15 protein-coding genes are annotated in these 15,304 nt (G+C 65.2%); 10 read left to right on the top strand and 5 right to left on the bottom strand.

The features are described from left to right. Positions 1 to 46: 46 nt before the first annotated feature. Positions 47 to 1,504: an aldehyde dehydrogenase family protein gene (locus tag AU072_RS11735; protein WP_064413928.1), complete on the bottom strand. Its 1,458-nt coding sequence runs from the start codon at positions 1,502 to 1,504 to the stop codon at positions 47 to 49. A gap of 276 nt (positions 1,505 to 1,780) precedes the next feature. On the opposite strand from AU072_RS11735, the gene AU072_RS11730 reads away from it, so the two are divergent. The 8 genes from AU072_RS11730 to AU072_RS11695 are packed head-to-tail and all read left to right on the top strand — an operon-like array spanning position 1,781 to position 8,512. Further along, entirely contained in the window at positions 1,781 to 2,953 is a 1,173-nt protein-coding gene (locus tag AU072_RS11730; protein ID WP_082680860.1) for a cytochrome P450, read from the top strand. Then, a complete protein-coding gene (locus AU072_RS11725) occupies positions 2,953 to 4,134 on the top strand; it encodes an acyl-CoA dehydrogenase family protein (protein WP_064413927.1) in 1,182 nt (393 codons plus the stop codon). Before AU072_RS11730 ends, AU072_RS11725 begins: the two co-directional genes overlap by 1 nt. A gap of 15 nt (positions 4,135 to 4,149) precedes the next feature. Next, positions 4,150 to 4,707 (top strand): FAS1-like dehydratase domain-containing protein, encoded by a 558-nt coding sequence (locus AU072_RS11720; protein ID WP_064413926.1) that lies wholly within the window; start codon positions 4,150 to 4,152, stop codon positions 4,705 to 4,707. Next, positions 4,707 to 5,120: a Zn-ribbon domain-containing OB-fold protein gene (locus AU072_RS11715; protein WP_064413925.1), complete on the top strand. Its 414-nt coding sequence runs from the start codon at positions 4,707 to 4,709 to the stop codon at positions 5,118 to 5,120. Before AU072_RS11720 ends, AU072_RS11715 begins: the two co-directional genes overlap by 1 nt. Positions 5,121 to 5,137: 17 nt before the next feature. Next, positions 5,138 to 6,250: an acyl-CoA dehydrogenase family protein gene (locus tag AU072_RS11710; RefSeq protein ID WP_064413924.1), complete on the top strand. Its 1,113-nt coding sequence runs from the start codon at positions 5,138 to 5,140 to the stop codon at positions 6,248 to 6,250. Beyond that, positions 6,247 to 6,699 (top strand): MaoC family dehydratase, encoded by a 453-nt coding sequence (locus AU072_RS11705; protein ID WP_064413923.1) that lies wholly within the window; start codon positions 6,247 to 6,249, stop codon positions 6,697 to 6,699. The genes AU072_RS11710 and AU072_RS11705 overlap by 4 nt, the downstream gene beginning before the upstream one ends. An 8-nt stretch (positions 6,700 to 6,707) precedes the next feature. Next, positions 6,708 to 7,880, top strand: coding sequence for a lipid-transfer protein (locus AU072_RS11700; RefSeq protein ID WP_407937599.1), 1,173 nt, complete (start codon positions 6,708 to 6,710; stop codon positions 7,878 to 7,880). Between the two features lie 29 nt (positions 7,881 to 7,909). After that, positions 7,910 to 8,512, top strand: a complete 603-nt coding sequence (locus tag AU072_RS11695) for a TetR/AcrR family transcriptional regulator (RefSeq protein WP_064413921.1) — start codon at positions 7,910 to 7,912, stop codon at positions 8,510 to 8,512. A gap of 5 nt (positions 8,513 to 8,517) precedes the next feature. Here AU072_RS11695 and AU072_RS11690 read toward each other — a convergent pair whose 3' ends face one another. The 3 genes from AU072_RS11690 to AU072_RS11680 form a co-directional block, all read right to left on the bottom strand. Next, on the bottom strand, positions 8,518 to 9,747 hold the full coding sequence (locus tag AU072_RS11690; RefSeq protein ID WP_064413920.1) for a cytochrome P450: 1,230 nt from the start codon (positions 9,745 to 9,747) through the stop codon (positions 8,518 to 8,520). Beyond that, positions 9,744 to 10,964: a CaiB/BaiF CoA transferase family protein gene (locus AU072_RS11685; protein WP_064413919.1), complete on the bottom strand. Its 1,221-nt coding sequence runs from the start codon at positions 10,962 to 10,964 to the stop codon at positions 9,744 to 9,746. The genes AU072_RS11690 and AU072_RS11685 overlap by 4 nt, the downstream gene beginning before the upstream one ends. Before the next feature lie 72 nt (positions 10,965 to 11,036). Next, complete coding sequence (locus AU072_RS11680; RefSeq protein ID WP_064414046.1) at positions 11,037 to 11,567, bottom strand: nuclear transport factor 2 family protein; 531 nt, start codon at positions 11,565 to 11,567, stop codon at positions 11,037 to 11,039. 135 nt (positions 11,568 to 11,702) lie between these two features. On the opposite strand from AU072_RS11680, the gene AU072_RS11675 reads away from it, so the two are divergent. Both AU072_RS11675 and AU072_RS11670 read left to right on the top strand, forming a co-directional pair. Then, entirely contained in the window at positions 11,703 to 13,313 is a 1,611-nt protein-coding gene (locus AU072_RS11675) for a class I adenylate-forming enzyme family protein (RefSeq protein ID WP_064413918.1), read from the top strand. A gap of 132 nt (positions 13,314 to 13,445) precedes the next feature. Further along, the gene (locus AU072_RS11670; protein ID WP_407937598.1) at positions 13,446 to 14,525 is read left to right on the top strand and encodes an NAD(P)H-dependent amine dehydrogenase family protein; all 1,080 of its coding nucleotides are present in this window, start codon (positions 13,446 to 13,448) and stop codon (positions 14,523 to 14,525) included. Here AU072_RS11670 and AU072_RS11665 read toward each other — a convergent pair. Beyond that, the gene (locus AU072_RS11665) at positions 14,522 to 15,304 is read right to left on the bottom strand and encodes an SDR family NAD(P)-dependent oxidoreductase (protein ID WP_064413917.1); all 783 of its coding nucleotides are present in this window, start codon (positions 15,302 to 15,304) and stop codon (positions 14,522 to 14,524) included. The genes AU072_RS11670 and AU072_RS11665 overlap by 4 nt on opposite strands.

The following is a 15,304-nucleotide window of genomic DNA, read 5'->3' as shown; positions in this document are numbered from 1 at the left end:
TCCTGCGGTACTCGCTGCGATGCTCGCGCGTCGTCGCCTTCGGGGCTCACGCCGGAACCCCGATCGCCTTGGGCTCCATGTACGCACGCAATCCCATGACCCCGCCCTCACGGCCGATGCCGCTCTGTTTGAAACCTCCGAACGGGGCGTCGCCGGGGATGGTGCCGTTGATCGAGACCTGACCCGTCCTGATACGCCGTGCGATGTCGACGGCGCGTTGGACATCGGTGCCCCACACCGCACCGCCGAGCCCGTACGCGGAGTTGTTCGCCACCGCCACCGCCTCGTCGTCGCCGTCATAGCGCAGCACGGTCAGCACCGGCCCGAAGACCTCCTCCTGCGCGATGTACGAATCGGGGCTCGTATCAGTCAATATCGTCGGCTCGAAATAGAACCCACCCGAGTGGCTTCGGGGACGGCCGCCACCCGTGACCACCTTTGCGCCATCGGATTCGGCGCGCTGGACGAAGCCTTCCACCCGCTCGAGGTGCTCGCTGCTGATCAGCGGCCCCATGTCCACCCCGTCCTCGGCGGGATTGCCGACCGTCACGGCTCGCGCCTTCTCGGCGAGCCGGCCGACGACCTCGTCGTGCAGCGCGGCGGGCACCACGAGCCGGCTGTTGAGGATGCACGCCTGCCCCGCATGCAGCGTGCACCCTTCGAACAACAACCGTTCGAGCAGTTCGTCGGTGACCTCGACGTCGTCGAGCAGAACCGACGCCGACTTGCCGCCGCATTCGAGCAGGATCCGTTTCATCGTCCTCGCCGCGCCCGCCATCACGTCGCGGCCGACCGCGGAGCTACCGGTGAAGCTCACCATGTCCACCCGCGGGTCCAGGGTCAGCACCTTGCTCGCATCGACGCCGGTAGGAGTGACGACATTGACGACTCCGGGCGGGATATCGGTCTCGTCGTCGATGATCCGGGCCAGGGCCAACCCGGCGAGCGGCGTCAGCGGTGACGGTTTCAGCACAACCGTGTTGCCCGCGGCCAGCGCCGCACCCACCTTCATCACGTTGAGGGTGTGGGGAAAGTTCCACGGCGTCATGATCGCCACCACGCCGAGAGGTTCGTACCGCAACAGCGTGGTACCCGCCGCCCCCCATGCGTCCATCGGCGCCTCGGCCGGCTCGAGCGCCAGTTCGGCGGAGTGTCCCGCCATGAATGCGGGACCGTCGACGTGGATCAACCGTTCGTTTGCTGTGCAACCCCACTCGGACTGCGCGAGCGCGTAGATCTCGTCGCCATGGGCCAGCAACGCATCGCTCAACTGCTGCAAGCACCGGGACCGCTCCTGCGGTGTGGCCGTCGCCCACGGCCCGGTGTCGAACGCGGTTCGCGCGGCGGCGATCGCCTGTTCGACCTGCGCCACCCCCGCATCCGGCGCCGACGCGATGACGGCCTCGGTCGCCGGATCGATGACGTCGTATCGGCCGCTCTCCGGCTTCACCCAACCGCCGTTGATGTAGAGGTCGTAGTCGTCGACAAGGGTGGATGCGGCCATCAGATCACTGGACCTTCCTAGTTACGGCTGCGGGCCGTCGAGCCATCTCACCCAACTCAAATGCCCGACATCTGCGCCTTGTGTGTACACCGGCCAAAGCCGCATAGTCAACGTTAGTGGCAATTATCCTGCGGCAATGCACATTGACACGGTGATCTTGCGTGCTGTAGACACAGTCTCACCGGACAGTTACGTCTTATTTGTCCGATGGCCCATGTGTTGAGGAGAGCCTGCGTGCCCATTGAATCCACGCCCCGACCGACCTCCGCTCATCCGCTGCACTCTCCGGACTTCTACGCCGGCGACCCCTACCCGGCCTACCGAGAACTGCGCGCGACGACTCCGGTGGTGTGGAACGACGTCACGAACTTCTGGGCGCTGACCAAGTACGAGGACGTGCGCTTCGTCTCGGGTCACCCGATGTTGTTCTCGTCGACACACGGCATCACCATTCCGGATCCCAGCCAGCCGGAGCCGGTTCAAGAAGGCAACCTGATCTTCACCGATCCGCCGCGCCACCGGCAGCTGCGCAAACTCATCAACGCGGGGTTCACCCGCCGGCAAGTGTCGTTGCTGGAACCCACGATCCGGCGGATCGTCGACGGCATTGTGAATGACATCGATCCTTCTCGCGAGTACGAGTTCGCCGAAGAGATCGCTTCTCCCCTACCCACCCGGATGATCGCCGAAATGCTCGGCGCCGCACCGGAAGACTGGGAAAAGTTCCGCACCTGGTCCGATGCCGCCGTCGGCACCGCCGACCCCGACATCGAGCTGGATCACCTGGTCGCACTCGGTCAGCTGTACGAATACTTCACCAAGTTGATCGAGGCCCGGCGCTCCGGCGAGGTCTCCGGACAGGACGATCTGTTGAGCATCCTGGCCGCCGCCGAAGTAGACGGGGAACGCCTGACCGACGCCGATCTGCTCAACTTCTCCTTCCTTCTCCTCGTGGCCGGCAACGAGACCACCCGCAATCTCATCGCGCTCGGTACGGCTGTGCTGCTGGATCATCCCGATCAGTTCGCACTGCTTCGTTCGGACCCGTCGCTTCTGACCTGCGCGGTCGAGGAGATGCTGCGCTTCACCAGTCCGGTGACGCACATGGCGCGAAGGGCCACCGCCGACGTCGAAATCCGCGGCCAGAAGATTCAGGCCGGCGACACGGTGGTGATGCTCTACGGCGCGGCCAACCGCGATGAGGAGATCTTCGGACCCACCAGCGAGGAGTTCGATATCACCCGGAACCCGAACCCGCACATCGCCTTCGGCGCCGGCGAGCATGCGTGTCTGGGCGCGCAACTGGCACGGCTCGAGGCCAGGATCATGTTCGAGGTGCTCTTCGGTACCTATCCGAGCATCGAGCTGACCGGGGACGTGACCCGCCTGCGCGCCACGATGGTGCCGGGCGTCAAACGCATGCCGGTGCGCCTGAAGGCGAGTGTGTGATGGACTTCGACTACACCCCCGAACAAGAGCGACTCCGCGCGGAGTTTCGGGAGCGCCTCGAGGCGGTGATGACCCCCGAGCGGCGTGCGGCGGTCTCCGGCCTGATGGAGGGTGGCGCGGCGATGGCCGAATGCAGGCGCGCACTCGGGGAGGCCGGTCTGCTCGGTGTCGCATGGCCCGTGGAGTACGGCGGACGCGGACTGACCGCGCTGGAGCAGTACATCTTCAGCGAGGAGGCGCGCCGCGTGCATGCGCCGTTGCCGATGATCACGCTCAACACCGTCGGACCCACTCTGATTCAGTACGGCACCGAGGAACAGAAGCAGAAGTTCCTTCCCGCGATACTCAAGGGCACCGTCGACTTCGCGATCGGCTACTCCGAGCCAGGGGCGGGCAGCGATCTCGCCTCGCTGCGGACGACCGCGGTGCGCGACGGCAATGAGTTCGTCATCAACGGCTCGAAGATGTTCACCAGCGGCGCGGAGTTCGCCGACTACATCTGGCTGGCGGCCCGCACCGATCCAGAAGCCAAGAAGCACAAGGGCATCACCGTGTTCATCGTGCCGACCGACTCGCCGGGGTTCTCGTGGAAACCCCTGCACACCATGCCCGGTGTGTCGACCTACTACACGTTCTACGACGACGTGCGGGTACCCGAGAGCGCGATCGTGCTCGGCGAGAACCAAGGCTGGAAGCTGGTGACCAACCAGCTGAACCTGGAGCGCGCGGCGCTCGGCAACCTCGGTGCACTCGAACCGTTGTTCGCCAAGACCGTGGAATGGGCCAGGACCACACCGCTGGACGACGGACGCGTCATCGACCAGCCGTGGGTGCAACAGGCCCTCGCGCGTGTTGAGGCGCAGGTCTCTGCCTACCGGTTGCTGAACCTGCGGGTCAACAGCAACATGAGCTCCGGCGCACTCGGCATGGGAGAGGCCTCGGCGGCTAAGGTTTTCGGAACTGAGCTCACCCAGCAGGTGGCCCGCGAGCTTCTCGACGTCGTCGGCCAGGCCGGCACCCGCAGGGGCTCCGACGCCCCTCTGAAGGGGGAACTCGAAAGCGCCTACCGCCTCGCCGTCATCAACACCTTCGGAGGCGGCGCGAACGAACTACAACGAGACATCATCGCCATGGCGGGCCTCGGGATGCCACGCGCACCCCGCGACATGCGAGCGTCCTGAGAAAGGAATCCAGCAGTGACCACAGCGAAAGACGAACTGCGCGAACGCCTCGACGCGCTCATCGGCAAGCCCACCGACGGTGTCGGCAAGCCGGTGCGCGCACCGGACCCGGTGAATGCGGCGATGATTCGCCACTGGGCATACGCCCTGAACGACATGAACCCGGCCTACCTCGACCCCGAGTTCGCGCAGAACTCCCGCTACGGCGACATCGTGTCGCCGCCGGTGATGCTGCAGACCTGGACGATGCCGCCGCCGAAGCTGGAGGGCATCCACGAGCGCGGCGGTGTGCCGATCGAGATGAAGGGTGAGAATCCGCTGCAGTTTCTCGCCGACGCCGGCTACACCGGCATCATCGCGACCAACTCCGAATTCGAGATCGAGCGCTATCCGCGGGTGGGAGACGAGATCACCTCCGAGACGGTTTTCGACTCGATCTCCGATGAGAAGAAGACGGCCATGGGCAACGGGTTCTTCGTCACATGGGTGACCACCTACCGCGATCAAAACGGTGAAGTCATCGGCCGCCAGTGGTTCCGCACGCTGCGGTTCAAGACGGGTGGGAGTGATTGATGGCCAGCAGACTCGCCCCCTCGATCAGTCCGGACACGGAGTTTTTCTGGTCCGGGCTCAAGGACCACGAGCTTCGCATCCAGCGCTGCACCGACTGCAAGACCTTCCGCGTTCCGCCGCGACCGATGTGCGGGAGCTGCCAGTCGCTCAACTGGGACTACGTCGTCTCCAGCGGACGCGGCACGGTCTACAGCTTTGTGATGCCGAAGTACCCGCCGCTGCCCTTCCTCGAGTATCCCTACGTCGTCGCGCTGATCGAACTCGATGAAGGTGTTCGCATCGTGTCGAACCTGTGCGATATCGAGCCCGAGGCGATTGAGGTCGGAATGCCCGTCGAAGTCTTCTACGAGACCTTCGAGGCTCTGCCAAGCGGGGAAGAACTGGTGCTGCACCAGTTTCGGCCCGCGCGCTGAACTAGAGGAAGCCACACATGGATTTCACCTTCACCGAGGAGCAGGAGACCGTCGCCAAGGTCGCCCGACAGCTCTTCGAGCACCGCGCCACCCCAGAGCATCTGACCGCGCTCGAGGCCGGCGAGGTGCGGTATGACGCCGCACTGTGGTCCGAGTTGGCGTCGGCCGACCTGCTCGGAATCGCGCTGCCCGAATCCGTCGGCGGCACCGGCGGAGGTTTTCTCGAGTTGGGCGTGCTGCTCAGCGAGGTCGGATACAGCGTTGCGCCGGTCCCGGTCTACGCGACGCTCGCCCTCGGCGCCGATACCATTGCCCGGCATGGCGATTCGGAGCTTCAACGGCGGTGGCTGCCCGGGGTGGTCGACGGCAGCACCCTGTTGACCGCGGCACTGGCCGAACCGGGCAACTCGGATCCGACCGCGCCGCGGACCACCGCGCGGGCCGACGGGCAGGGCTGGCGGCTCACCGGCGCCAAAGAGTTGGTGCCCGCGGCGCAGATCGCGTCGGCCATCGTCGTATCGGCCACGACGGACGACGGACCCGGCCTGTTCGTCGTCGAAACAGGCGACACCGGCGTAGATGTGACGGCGGCGCCCACGACCAACGGCGAGCCCTTCGCCGACGTCGAATTGACCGATGCCATCGGGTCGCGGCTGACCGAGCGAGCCGATGCCGACATCGTCCGCGCGCTGTACAGCAGAGCGCTGGTGGGGTTGTGCGCGATGCAGATCGGCGTCGCCGACCGTGCGCTGAAGCTGGCCGCGTCCTACACCAGCGAACGTGAGCAGTTCGGCCGCCCCATCGGATCGTTTCAGGCCGTACAACAGCGTTTAGCCGACGCATTCATCGACACCGAAGCGATCCGCTGGACCACGTGGCATGCGGCCTGGCTGATCGCCGAAGGCAGGCCCGCCGAGCGCGAAGCAGCAATCGCCAAGTTCTGGGCCGCCGAGGCCGGAGCGCGGGTCACCGCGTCCGCCCAGCAGGTACACGGCGGCATGGGCATCGACGTCACCTACCCCCTGTCCCGCTACTTCCTGTGGGCCAAGCAGATTGAACTCGCGCTCGGCTCGGCATCACAGCAGCTGTCCCGGCTCGGCAACGCATACGCGGAAGGACCAAACCAATGACCTCGACCCTGAAGCGCACCACCACGCTCGCGTTCAACGACGTCAACGTCGGCGACCAGGTGACGCCGCTCGACGTTCCCGTCACCACCACGTTGATCGTCGCCGGTGCGATAGCGTCCCGTGACTACATGCCGGTGCACCACGACCGCGACTTCGCCAATTCCCAAGGCTCCAAGGACATCTTCCTCAACATCCTGACCACCAACGGACTGTGTGTGAAGTTTCTACACGACTGGGCGGGACCCGAGGCCATGGTCAAAAAGCTGTCCATCCGGCTCGGGGTGCCCGCCTATCCGAACGATCCGCTGCGATTCGAAGGCAGCGTCACTGACAAGTCCTCGGCAGACGGCGAGGGGCTCATCGAGGTCACCTTCAAGGGCGCCAACAGTCTGGGCGATCACGTCAAGGGCACGGCGGTGCTGAGCCTGCTCGAGGGCGTCGAGGCATGAGTCGAGGCGTGGCTAAGGACGGCATCGGCGGCAGGGCCGCGCTCGCCGGCATCGGTCAAACCGAATTCTCCAAGGAATCCGGCCGGACCGAAATGCAACTGGCATGTGAAGCGGTCAAGGCGGCCATCGAAGATGCGGGCCTGAGCCCCAAGGACATCGACGGCATGGTGACGTTCTCCGTCGACGAGAACGAAGAGATCGAGGTCGCCCGCAACGTCGGTATCGAGAACCTCACCTTCTTCACCCGGGTGCCGCACGGGGGCGGCGCCGCCGCAGGAACCGTGATGCAGGCCGCGATGGCGGTCGCAACGGGTGCGGCCGAGGCCGTGGTCTGCTATCGGGCTTTCAACGAGCGCTCCGGGTTTCGGTTCGGTGGTGCCGGGCGCCAACCCGGTGTCACCCCGCTGTGGATGGCCCCGTATGCCCCGTTCGGATTCATGACACCGGCGGCGTGGGTTGCTCTGCACGCTCAGCGCTATATGAGCACGTACGGCGTCACCAACGCCGACTTCGGCAAGATCTCCGTCATCGACCGCAAGCACGCGGCCAAGAATCCCGATGCCTGGTTCTACGACAAGCCGATCACCCTTGAACAGCATCAGGAATCACGTTGGATCATCGAGCCGGTGCTGCGTCTGCTCGACTGCTGTCAGGAAAGCGACGGCGGGGTCGCGATGGTGGTGACCAGTGTCGAGCGCGCGCGTGATCTCGCCAAGCCGCCCGCCGTGATCACGGCCGCGGCCCAGGGCGCCGCATACGACGGCGAGGTGATGACCAGCTACTACCGCGAGGACATCACCGGCCTTCCCGAGATGGGCGTGGTCGGCGAGAAGCTCTGGCGCAACTCCGGATTGAAGCCCAAGGACATCTCGACCGCGTTCTTGTACGACCACTTCACCCCGTTCGTGTTCACTCAACTCGAGGAACTCGGATTCTGCGGACGGGGCGAAGCCAAGGACTTCGTCTCGGTCGACCAACTCTCGCTGGGTGGCCGGATGCCGATCAACACCAACGGCGGGCTCCTGGGCGAGGCCTACATCCACGGGATGAACGGCATCACCGAAGGCGTCCGCCAGATCCGTGGCACCTCGTACAACCAGGTCGACGATGTCGAACACGTGCTGGTGACCTCGGGCACCGGCGTCCCGACCAGCGGCCTCATCCTGGCGCCGGACCGCTGAGCGGTTAATGTCGTGCGGTGGCGTCTGATATGACTCAGTCGGTGGCGGTCGACACCCGGGATGTCATCATCTCGGCCGCCTTCTCCTGCTTCCGGACGCGGGGGCTGGCCAAGACGACCATCGTCGACATCGCCCGCGCCGCCGACGTGTCACGCAGCACCTTCTACGAGTACTTCCGGGACAAGGAGACGATCGTCGAAGCGTGCGCCGAGGCGGCGTCGCAACGGTTCTACCGCAACATGGCCAAGGCCATCGACCGCCACGGGGGCAGCACGCTGGAGGGACGGTTGACACGCGCCGCGGTCTTCGTCGCCCAGGCGCGTCGGGTGGTTGAGCCCGAGGCGTACTTCGACGCAGCAGAAGTCAGCCTCATGATGACCAAGAACGCTGCCACGCTCCTGAAGGAATGCGCTGATTTTCTGACCCCTTATGTGACCGCGGCGAAGCTGACCGGTGAGGTCCGTTCGGACCTCGACGTGCCGTCGGCGTGTGAGTGGTTCGCCCGAATGTTGTTCTCGCTGTTCACCACTCCGTCAGCCGTGATCGATATGCGCAACGACGACGCCGTGGCCGAATTCGTACGCGCATACGCGGTGAACGGATTCGTCGACAACTCCCGGCGCCGGCGGTAGCTGCTTCAGGAAGTCCGGCGCACCGGGACGTTGGAATAGCCGCACACGTTCGACATGGCCACGCGACGGAGTCCGTCTCGGTCGACCTCGTACTCGGGGATGAGGTCGAGCAGGGCATCGAGCGCGATACGACTTTCCATTCGCGCCAGGGCCGCTCCGAGACAACTGTGTATGCCGTAACCGAAAGCGAGGTTGAAGCCCATCTTGCGGTCCCGGTCGATGTCGAGTCGGTCAGGATCGTCGAACATCCGCTCGTCGCGCAGGGCTGACCCGGTCACCAGCAACACGGCCGCATCCTTGGGAATCATGGTGCCGTAGTAGGTGACATCGCGCGTAGTGGTACGGATCTGATACTGCGACGGCGCTTCGTATCGCAGCAGTTCCTCGACCGCGGCGGGGATCTTGCTGCGGTCATCGCGCAGCTTTCGCCACTGATCGGGGAAGTCCGCGAACGCGACCATCGCGTTGCCCACCAACTTCGTGACCGTTTCCGCGCCGGCGCCTCCAAGCATCGTGGCGAAGCCAGTGATGTCGACATCGGAGAGCTTCTCCACCACGCCGTCACGCTCGATCTCGGTCTCGATCAGACGGCTGATCATGTCGTCCTGCGGCGCCGCGCGACGCTGTCGCACGAGGTCGTAATAGTAGAGGCCGGTGTTCACTGAGGCCTCGTATCCGTCTCTGGGAACCGCGATCTCACCGGGACGGCGTTCGAGTAGGAGATCGAGCCAGCGTCGGATCTGGTCCCGATCCGCCTTCGGGACACCGAGCATGGTCGTGATGACCTCGTTCGGGAACAGCGCGGAGAAGTCGGCGACGACGTCGAACTGCTCGGGGTTCACGGCGTCGATGCGCTCGTACACCTTCTCGCGCACCATGTCCTCCAACGCGGCGATCGCGCGCGGAGTGAACACATTGCTGACCAGTCGCCGCATCTTCTGATGCTCCGGCGGATCCATCGAGATGATCACCTTCGGCACCGGGATGGCGTCGTCGTGCGCCTTGACCATGTCCAGGGTGGCGCCCCTGGCCGACGAGAAGGTCTCATAATCCTTCGTGGCGGGCGCCACGTCGTCGTAGCGCGTCAGCGCCCAGAAGTCCCACTTGCTGCTGTAGTAGATCGGCGCCTCGTTGCGCAGGCGGCGGTAGGTGTCGTACGCGCCGTCGAAGAAGTCTTGCGAAAACGGGTCGAATTCGACGGGCCGCCCAGCGACGTGATGCGGCGTCGCGCTCACAAAATGGCTCCGGATTCCTTGAGCTCTTCGATGGTGCCCCACTCGATTCCGGCGTCCATGAGGATCTCCTCGGTGTGCTGACCGTGCTCGGGCGCACCACCGGGGGTGACCGACCGCTCGTCGAACTGAACGGGGTTGGTGGGCAGCGAGAACGGCACGCCATTGACGGTTTCCGTGTGTGCGACATATCCGTTGGCTGTGATGGCGGGGTCCTCGCAGAGCTCACCCGGGGTCTGCACAATGCCCCACGCGCCTGAGAGCGCTGCCAGCGTCTCCCGCCATTCGGCCAGGGTGCGCTTGGCGAATGCCTCGTCGAGCAAGGCGATGAGGCTGACCCGGTTCTCGAACCGCGATGCCGGGTCGGCGAATCGGGGATCGTCGATCAATTCCGGAAGCCCGATCACGCGCATCGCTTCGGCGTAGAACTTGTCGAGTTGCAGCATCATCAACTGGACGTAGCGCCCGTCCTTCGTGCGGTACGTCCCCACGAGAGGGTTGGGCGCATCCGCATGGCCGAATTTGGGAATGGCGCTGCCACCGTGGATTTGGCTCACCGCGACGTCGGGGCTGAGGTTCCAGGCCGCGAGGCCGAGCAGCGACACGTCCACGACCGATCCCTCGCCGGTCGTGGCCTTCTTGTACAGCGCCGCGGCGATACCGCCCGCGATGGTCATGCCGCCGAGCAGGTCACCGAATGCCGGGCGAGAGCGGACGAGCTCGTCCTTTTCCTCCGTCAACGCGGTGGCGATCCCCCCGCGCGCCCAATACGAGACGCCGTCGTAGCCCGGCTTGTCGGCGTCCGGACCCTTGGGGCCGTGGCCGGATCCCCGCACGTACACGATGCTCGGGTTCACTTCGCGAATGTCGTTGACGTCGATCCCGAACTTCCGGCGGCGCTCCGGCAGATAACTGGTCAGAAACACATCACAGGTCTTGGCCAGCGCGTGCACCACCTCCCGACCGCCCGGCGTGCTCAGATCCACACCGATCGACTTCTTGCCGCGATTCGGGATCTCGATCATGTAGTTGACCGAACCACCGCCCTCGTCGACGATCCCCATGGTGACGAGACCACGCTGCGGATCACCGCCGTCACGCGGTTCGACCTTGATGACCTCGGCACCCCACTCGGCGAGCACTGCACCTGCTGACGGCACGAAAGTCCATGCGGCGACCTCGAGCACCCGAACTCCGCTGAGCACGTTATCGACGGAAATGTCGTCCTCCTACAGGCGTTAACGGGCATTTTCAGATTTGAGAATCACACTATCGTGGGGCTTGCGTGCGCGCTACGGCCGCCGGGACAGGCGCTCGGGAAGCGCCGGGTCACCGCTGTCCCAGAACGCCCGCCAGGTCGGCATGCGGTGGGGCATCTGTGCGCGCAGCGGCACATCGGTGGGCCACCGGATGAATTCCGGGCCGGGCCGCTCGGTCACGTCGACGGAGTACCAGGGATGCTCGCGTCGCTTGACGAAGTACCAGGCGCCGTCGCGACGCTCGTAGACGTCGTCGTAACGCATCGTGATGACATACCACCCGTCGCCGTCCTCATGCTCGGCCCGGCAGTATGTCGAACCCGTCGCATGGTCAGGATCGGCGAAATCGAATGCATGCCCGCAGATCAGGTGGATGCTTCGATAGAACCTGCGAAGCACCTCGTCGTACCACTGCCTGAGCGCAGCTCTACCGATGCCGTGTGACCCTGCGTGCACGTCGTCGACGAACAACGCCACCAGGGCATCGAGATCCCGCGCATCGAGCGCCATGGCGTAGCGGCTGGGCAGTTGGGCGATCTCGAGGCTGGACTCGAGTCGATCCACCCGGTCGGATACCGACATGGCCGGAGTCTAAAGCCGGAGGCAATCAGCGAGAACCGATATTCTCGTTTCCGGAGATGATGGCTATCCTGTTGAGGCCAGCCCGTCCGAGCGCAGGACTGCTAAGGAAACCACCCCGTGCCCTTCCCGACACTCACGCCCACGATCCCCGCCCTCGTCAGATCGTCTTCGGCGCGGTTCGGAGACAAGCCGTTTCTCATCTCGGAGGGTCAGACGCTGACCTACGCCGACCTGGATCTGCAGTCCGCTCGGTTGGCGACGGCGCTGCTCGACGAGGGCTTCGGCAAGGGCGACCACGTCGGCATCCTGATGCCCAACAGCGTCGACTGGGCGATCGCCTGGTTCGCAACCACCCGTATCGGCGCGGTCGCGGTGCCGCTGAACACCTTCTACAAGGCCTCCGAGTTGGCGTGGACGGCCCGGCACGCGGATCTACGCGCAATCCTCGCGCTGTCGGGCTTCCGTGGCCACAGTTTCCTCGACCGCCTCGAGGAGGCGCTGCCCGGCCTCGCCGGCCAGTGCAGTCCCGGCAGGCTGGCCGTGTCGGGTGCGCCGTTTCTGCGCACGATCGCGGTGTGGGGACGCTGCGACCGGCCGTGGGCGACGACGCTGCCGGTCGGGGCGGGTGAGCGATACGGCTCCGACTTCTTGGCGGAGGTCGAGTCGTGCGTGACACCGGCCGACGACGCGATGATCATCTACACCTCGGGCAGCACGGGAGACCCGAAAGGCCCTGTGCACACGCACGGTACGTTGGTGCGCCACACGTACAACCTGACCTTCGACTATGGCGTCACGAACACCACGGTGATGTTCACGGCGATGCCGTTCTTCTGGGTCGGTGGATTGATCACGGGAATCCATGCGGTGATCCACCACGGTGCGACGCTGGTGACCCAGCCGGCGTTCGACGCCGCTGACGCGCTGGAGTTGATCGAGCGTCATCGCGCGACCATCACGCTGGGTTGGCCACAGCAAGGCAAGTCGCTGGCCGAGCACCCGGACTTCGCGCGGCGCGACCTGAGCTCGGTGCAGCGCACCAGCATGCCCGCCATCGTGCCCCCCGAACGCCGGCCCAAGGGGCCCAATGCACTGGGGATGACCGAACTCTGCGGCAACCACATCGGCGTCGACCCGTATCCACCGCAACCCGTCGATCGCTCGGTGACGGGCGGCTATTCGATCGAGGGGTTGTCGCATGTTCTCGTCGACCCGGAGACGGGAGACCCCGCCCCCCCGGGCCGTGACGGTGAGATCTGGGTGCGTGGCTACTCGCTCATGCAGCGGCTGTACAAGCGTGAGCGGGAGGACGTGTTCACACCCGACGGCTACTACCGAACGGGTGACTGCGGAGTCCAGTACGACGACGGCTGGATCACGTTCACCGGGCGGTTGGGCGACCTGATCAAAACCAGTGGCGGTACCAACGTCACACCGGGAGAAGTGGAATCGGCCCTGTCCAGTTGCGACGGCGTTCTCGAGGCGTATGTCGTCGGGGCCGAGGACGGCCACAACGGAACGATCGTGGCCGCGGCGGTGGTTCCGCGCGGCGACGCACAGCTGGACGCCGAGGCGCTGCGGGCAGACGTCCGCAGCCGCCTCTCGGCATACAAAGTCCCGAAGTTCATCTGGGTCACAGTCAAAGAGGCGCTGCCGTTCACCGCCACCGGCAAGGTCAAGAAGTCGGACCTTGCCAAACAGCTCAGTGATCTCCTGTCCAAGAGGTGAGTCCGTAGCTCTCGCGAAGACGGTTTCCCATTATCGGAAACTTGCATTCTCGCTCCGGTACATTCGCGACGAGGCATTGGAACCGGGCCACCTCCCCGATCCCCGCCCTGGGATACCGAAGGAGTTCAATCCGTGACTGACAAGCCATTACGGGTCGCCGTCATATCCACCGGTTGGATCAGCAGCCTGTCGATCCGTGCGATCGTCCGACGGCCGCACCTGGACCTGGTCGGGGTGTGGGTACACAGCGCCGAGAAGGTCGGGCGCGACGCCGGCGAGATCGTCGGACTGGGTCCCATCGGGGTGGCCACGACCGGTGATCTCGACGACATCATCGCCGCCAAGCCCGATTGCGTGGTCTACGGTGCGGCCAGCCCGGAGATGGACGCCGCCGCGGTGCGCGATTACGTCCGTCTGCTCGCTGCCGGACTGAATGTGGTGACCACCAACACCCCGGGAATGATGTTCCCGGACAGATGGATCCCGCAGCTGGCCGATCAGGTCCGTGCCGCCGCGTTGTCCGGAGGAGCCACGATCTACACGTCGGGTATCGAACCCGGCTTTGCCGGCGACCAGCTGGCGGTGCTGCTGAGCACGCTGTCGAACACCATCCGGTCCATACGGGCGCAGGAGATCTTCGACTACTCGGCGTACCCCAACCGGGACCTCATGATCGACGCGATGGGCTTCGGCAAGCCGCTCGATTTCACGCCGCTACTCGAACTCGACGGTGCCCAGCAGTTCGCTTGGGGACCGCCGATCGGGCTGGTGGCCAAGGCTCTCGGTGTCGAGCTCGAGAAGGTCACCGAATCCTACGAGCGGGTCCTCACCCCGCGAGATCTGCATGTCGCGTGCGGCACCATTCCCGCGGGAACCTGCGGCGCGGTGCGAGCGGAAACGACCGGCGTCGTCGATGGCCACCCCGTGATCACAATCGAGCACATCAACCGGATGGCCCCCGACCTGGCGCCCGAGTGGGCGTCGGCGCCCAACGGCACCTACCGGCTCATCATCGAGGGCCAACCCCACATTCGGTGCGACCTGAAACTCGGCACCGAGGACACACCGGAGTCAGGCAACGCCAACGCAATGGAGGCGACGGCCATGCGGGTCGTCAACGCCATCCCCTACGTCGTCGAAGCGGCGCCGGGAATCGCCACGTCGCTGGATCTGCCGATCACGGCACCCCGCAACGCACTTGACTTCGGTTAGACCGTGAACATCGGTCCGCGTGGCGCGCCGCGGACCTCGTTTCCTCCATCGATCGCAAAGCTCTGCCCCGTCATCCAGCCGGACTCGGGTCCAGCCAGGTAGCGCACGCCGGGAGCGATGTCATCGGAGACACCCAGCCTGCCCAGCGGCACCCGTTCCAGGAAACTGCTCGTCAGCTCCTCGAGGTGGATGTAGCCCTGGGTCGTGGCCGCTTCTGTCAGGCCCGGACGTACCGCGTTGACTCGGATGCCGCGCGGGCCCAGTTCTGAGGCGGCGACGCGGATGAACATCTCGAGCGCGGCCTTGCCCGCCGAGTAGTGCCCCAGCCCCTCCATCGGAATCTTGGCAGATGTCGACGAGATGAACACGATCGAACCGCCGTCCGTCATCAGCGACGCCGAATAGCGCAGCGCCAGAAAGTTCGAGCGCAGGTTGCCCATCACGAAATTCGTGAAGGTTTCGAGGTCCTGTTCGATGAGCGGCCCCGTGCCGCCGCTGGCCACGGTGCCGATGACGATGTTCAGCCGATCGTGGACATCGTGGGCCGACTGTGCCGCGGCCCTCACGGTGTCCTCGTCTTCGGGATCCCCCTTGTGCAGCACAATCTCCGCATCCGGCGCGGCTTCGTGGATTCGGTCACGCGTCGCTTCCAGCCGTTTCATGGATCGCCCGAGCAGGTACAGTGTCGCGCCGTCGATGGCCAGCAGTCTGGCTGAAGCCTGAGCGATCCCGGCAGATGCACCGAGAACGAACGCCGTCTGACCGTCGAGCACACCCAT

It is taken from the genome of Mycolicibacterium novocastrense, assembly GCF_001499835.1.
Taxonomy (GTDB): domain Bacteria; phylum Actinomycetota; class Actinomycetes; order Mycobacteriales; family Mycobacteriaceae; genus Mycobacterium; species Mycobacterium novocastrense.
The sequence above is the reverse complement of the archived record's forward strand: the minus strand, read 5'-3'. Positions and strand labels throughout refer to the sequence as shown.

Excerpts from the sequence above, each read along its gene's own strand:
- AU072_RS11705 (WP_064413923.1), top strand. The coding sequence starts at position 6,247 with ATGACCTCGACCCTGAAGCGCACCACCACGCTCGCGTTCAACGACGTC.
- AU072_RS11665 (WP_064413917.1), bottom strand. The coding sequence starts at position 15,304 with ATGGGTGTGCTCGACGGTCAGACGGCGTTCGTTCTCGGTGCATCTGCC.
- AU072_RS11715 (WP_064413925.1), top strand. The coding sequence starts at position 4,707 with ATGGCCAGCAGACTCGCCCCCTCGATCAGTCCGGACACGGAGTTTTTC.
- AU072_RS11735 (WP_064413928.1), bottom strand. The coding sequence starts at position 1,504 with ATGGCCGCATCCACCCTTGTCGACGACTACGACCTCTACATCAACGGC.
- AU072_RS11695 (WP_064413921.1), top strand. The coding sequence starts at position 7,910 with ATGACTCAGTCGGTGGCGGTCGACACCCGGGATGTCATCATCTCGGCC.
- AU072_RS11725 (WP_064413927.1), top strand. The coding sequence starts at position 2,953 with ATGGACTTCGACTACACCCCCGAACAAGAGCGACTCCGCGCGGAGTTT.
- AU072_RS11710 (WP_064413924.1), top strand. The coding sequence starts at position 5,138 with ATGGATTTCACCTTCACCGAGGAGCAGGAGACCGTCGCCAAGGTCGCC.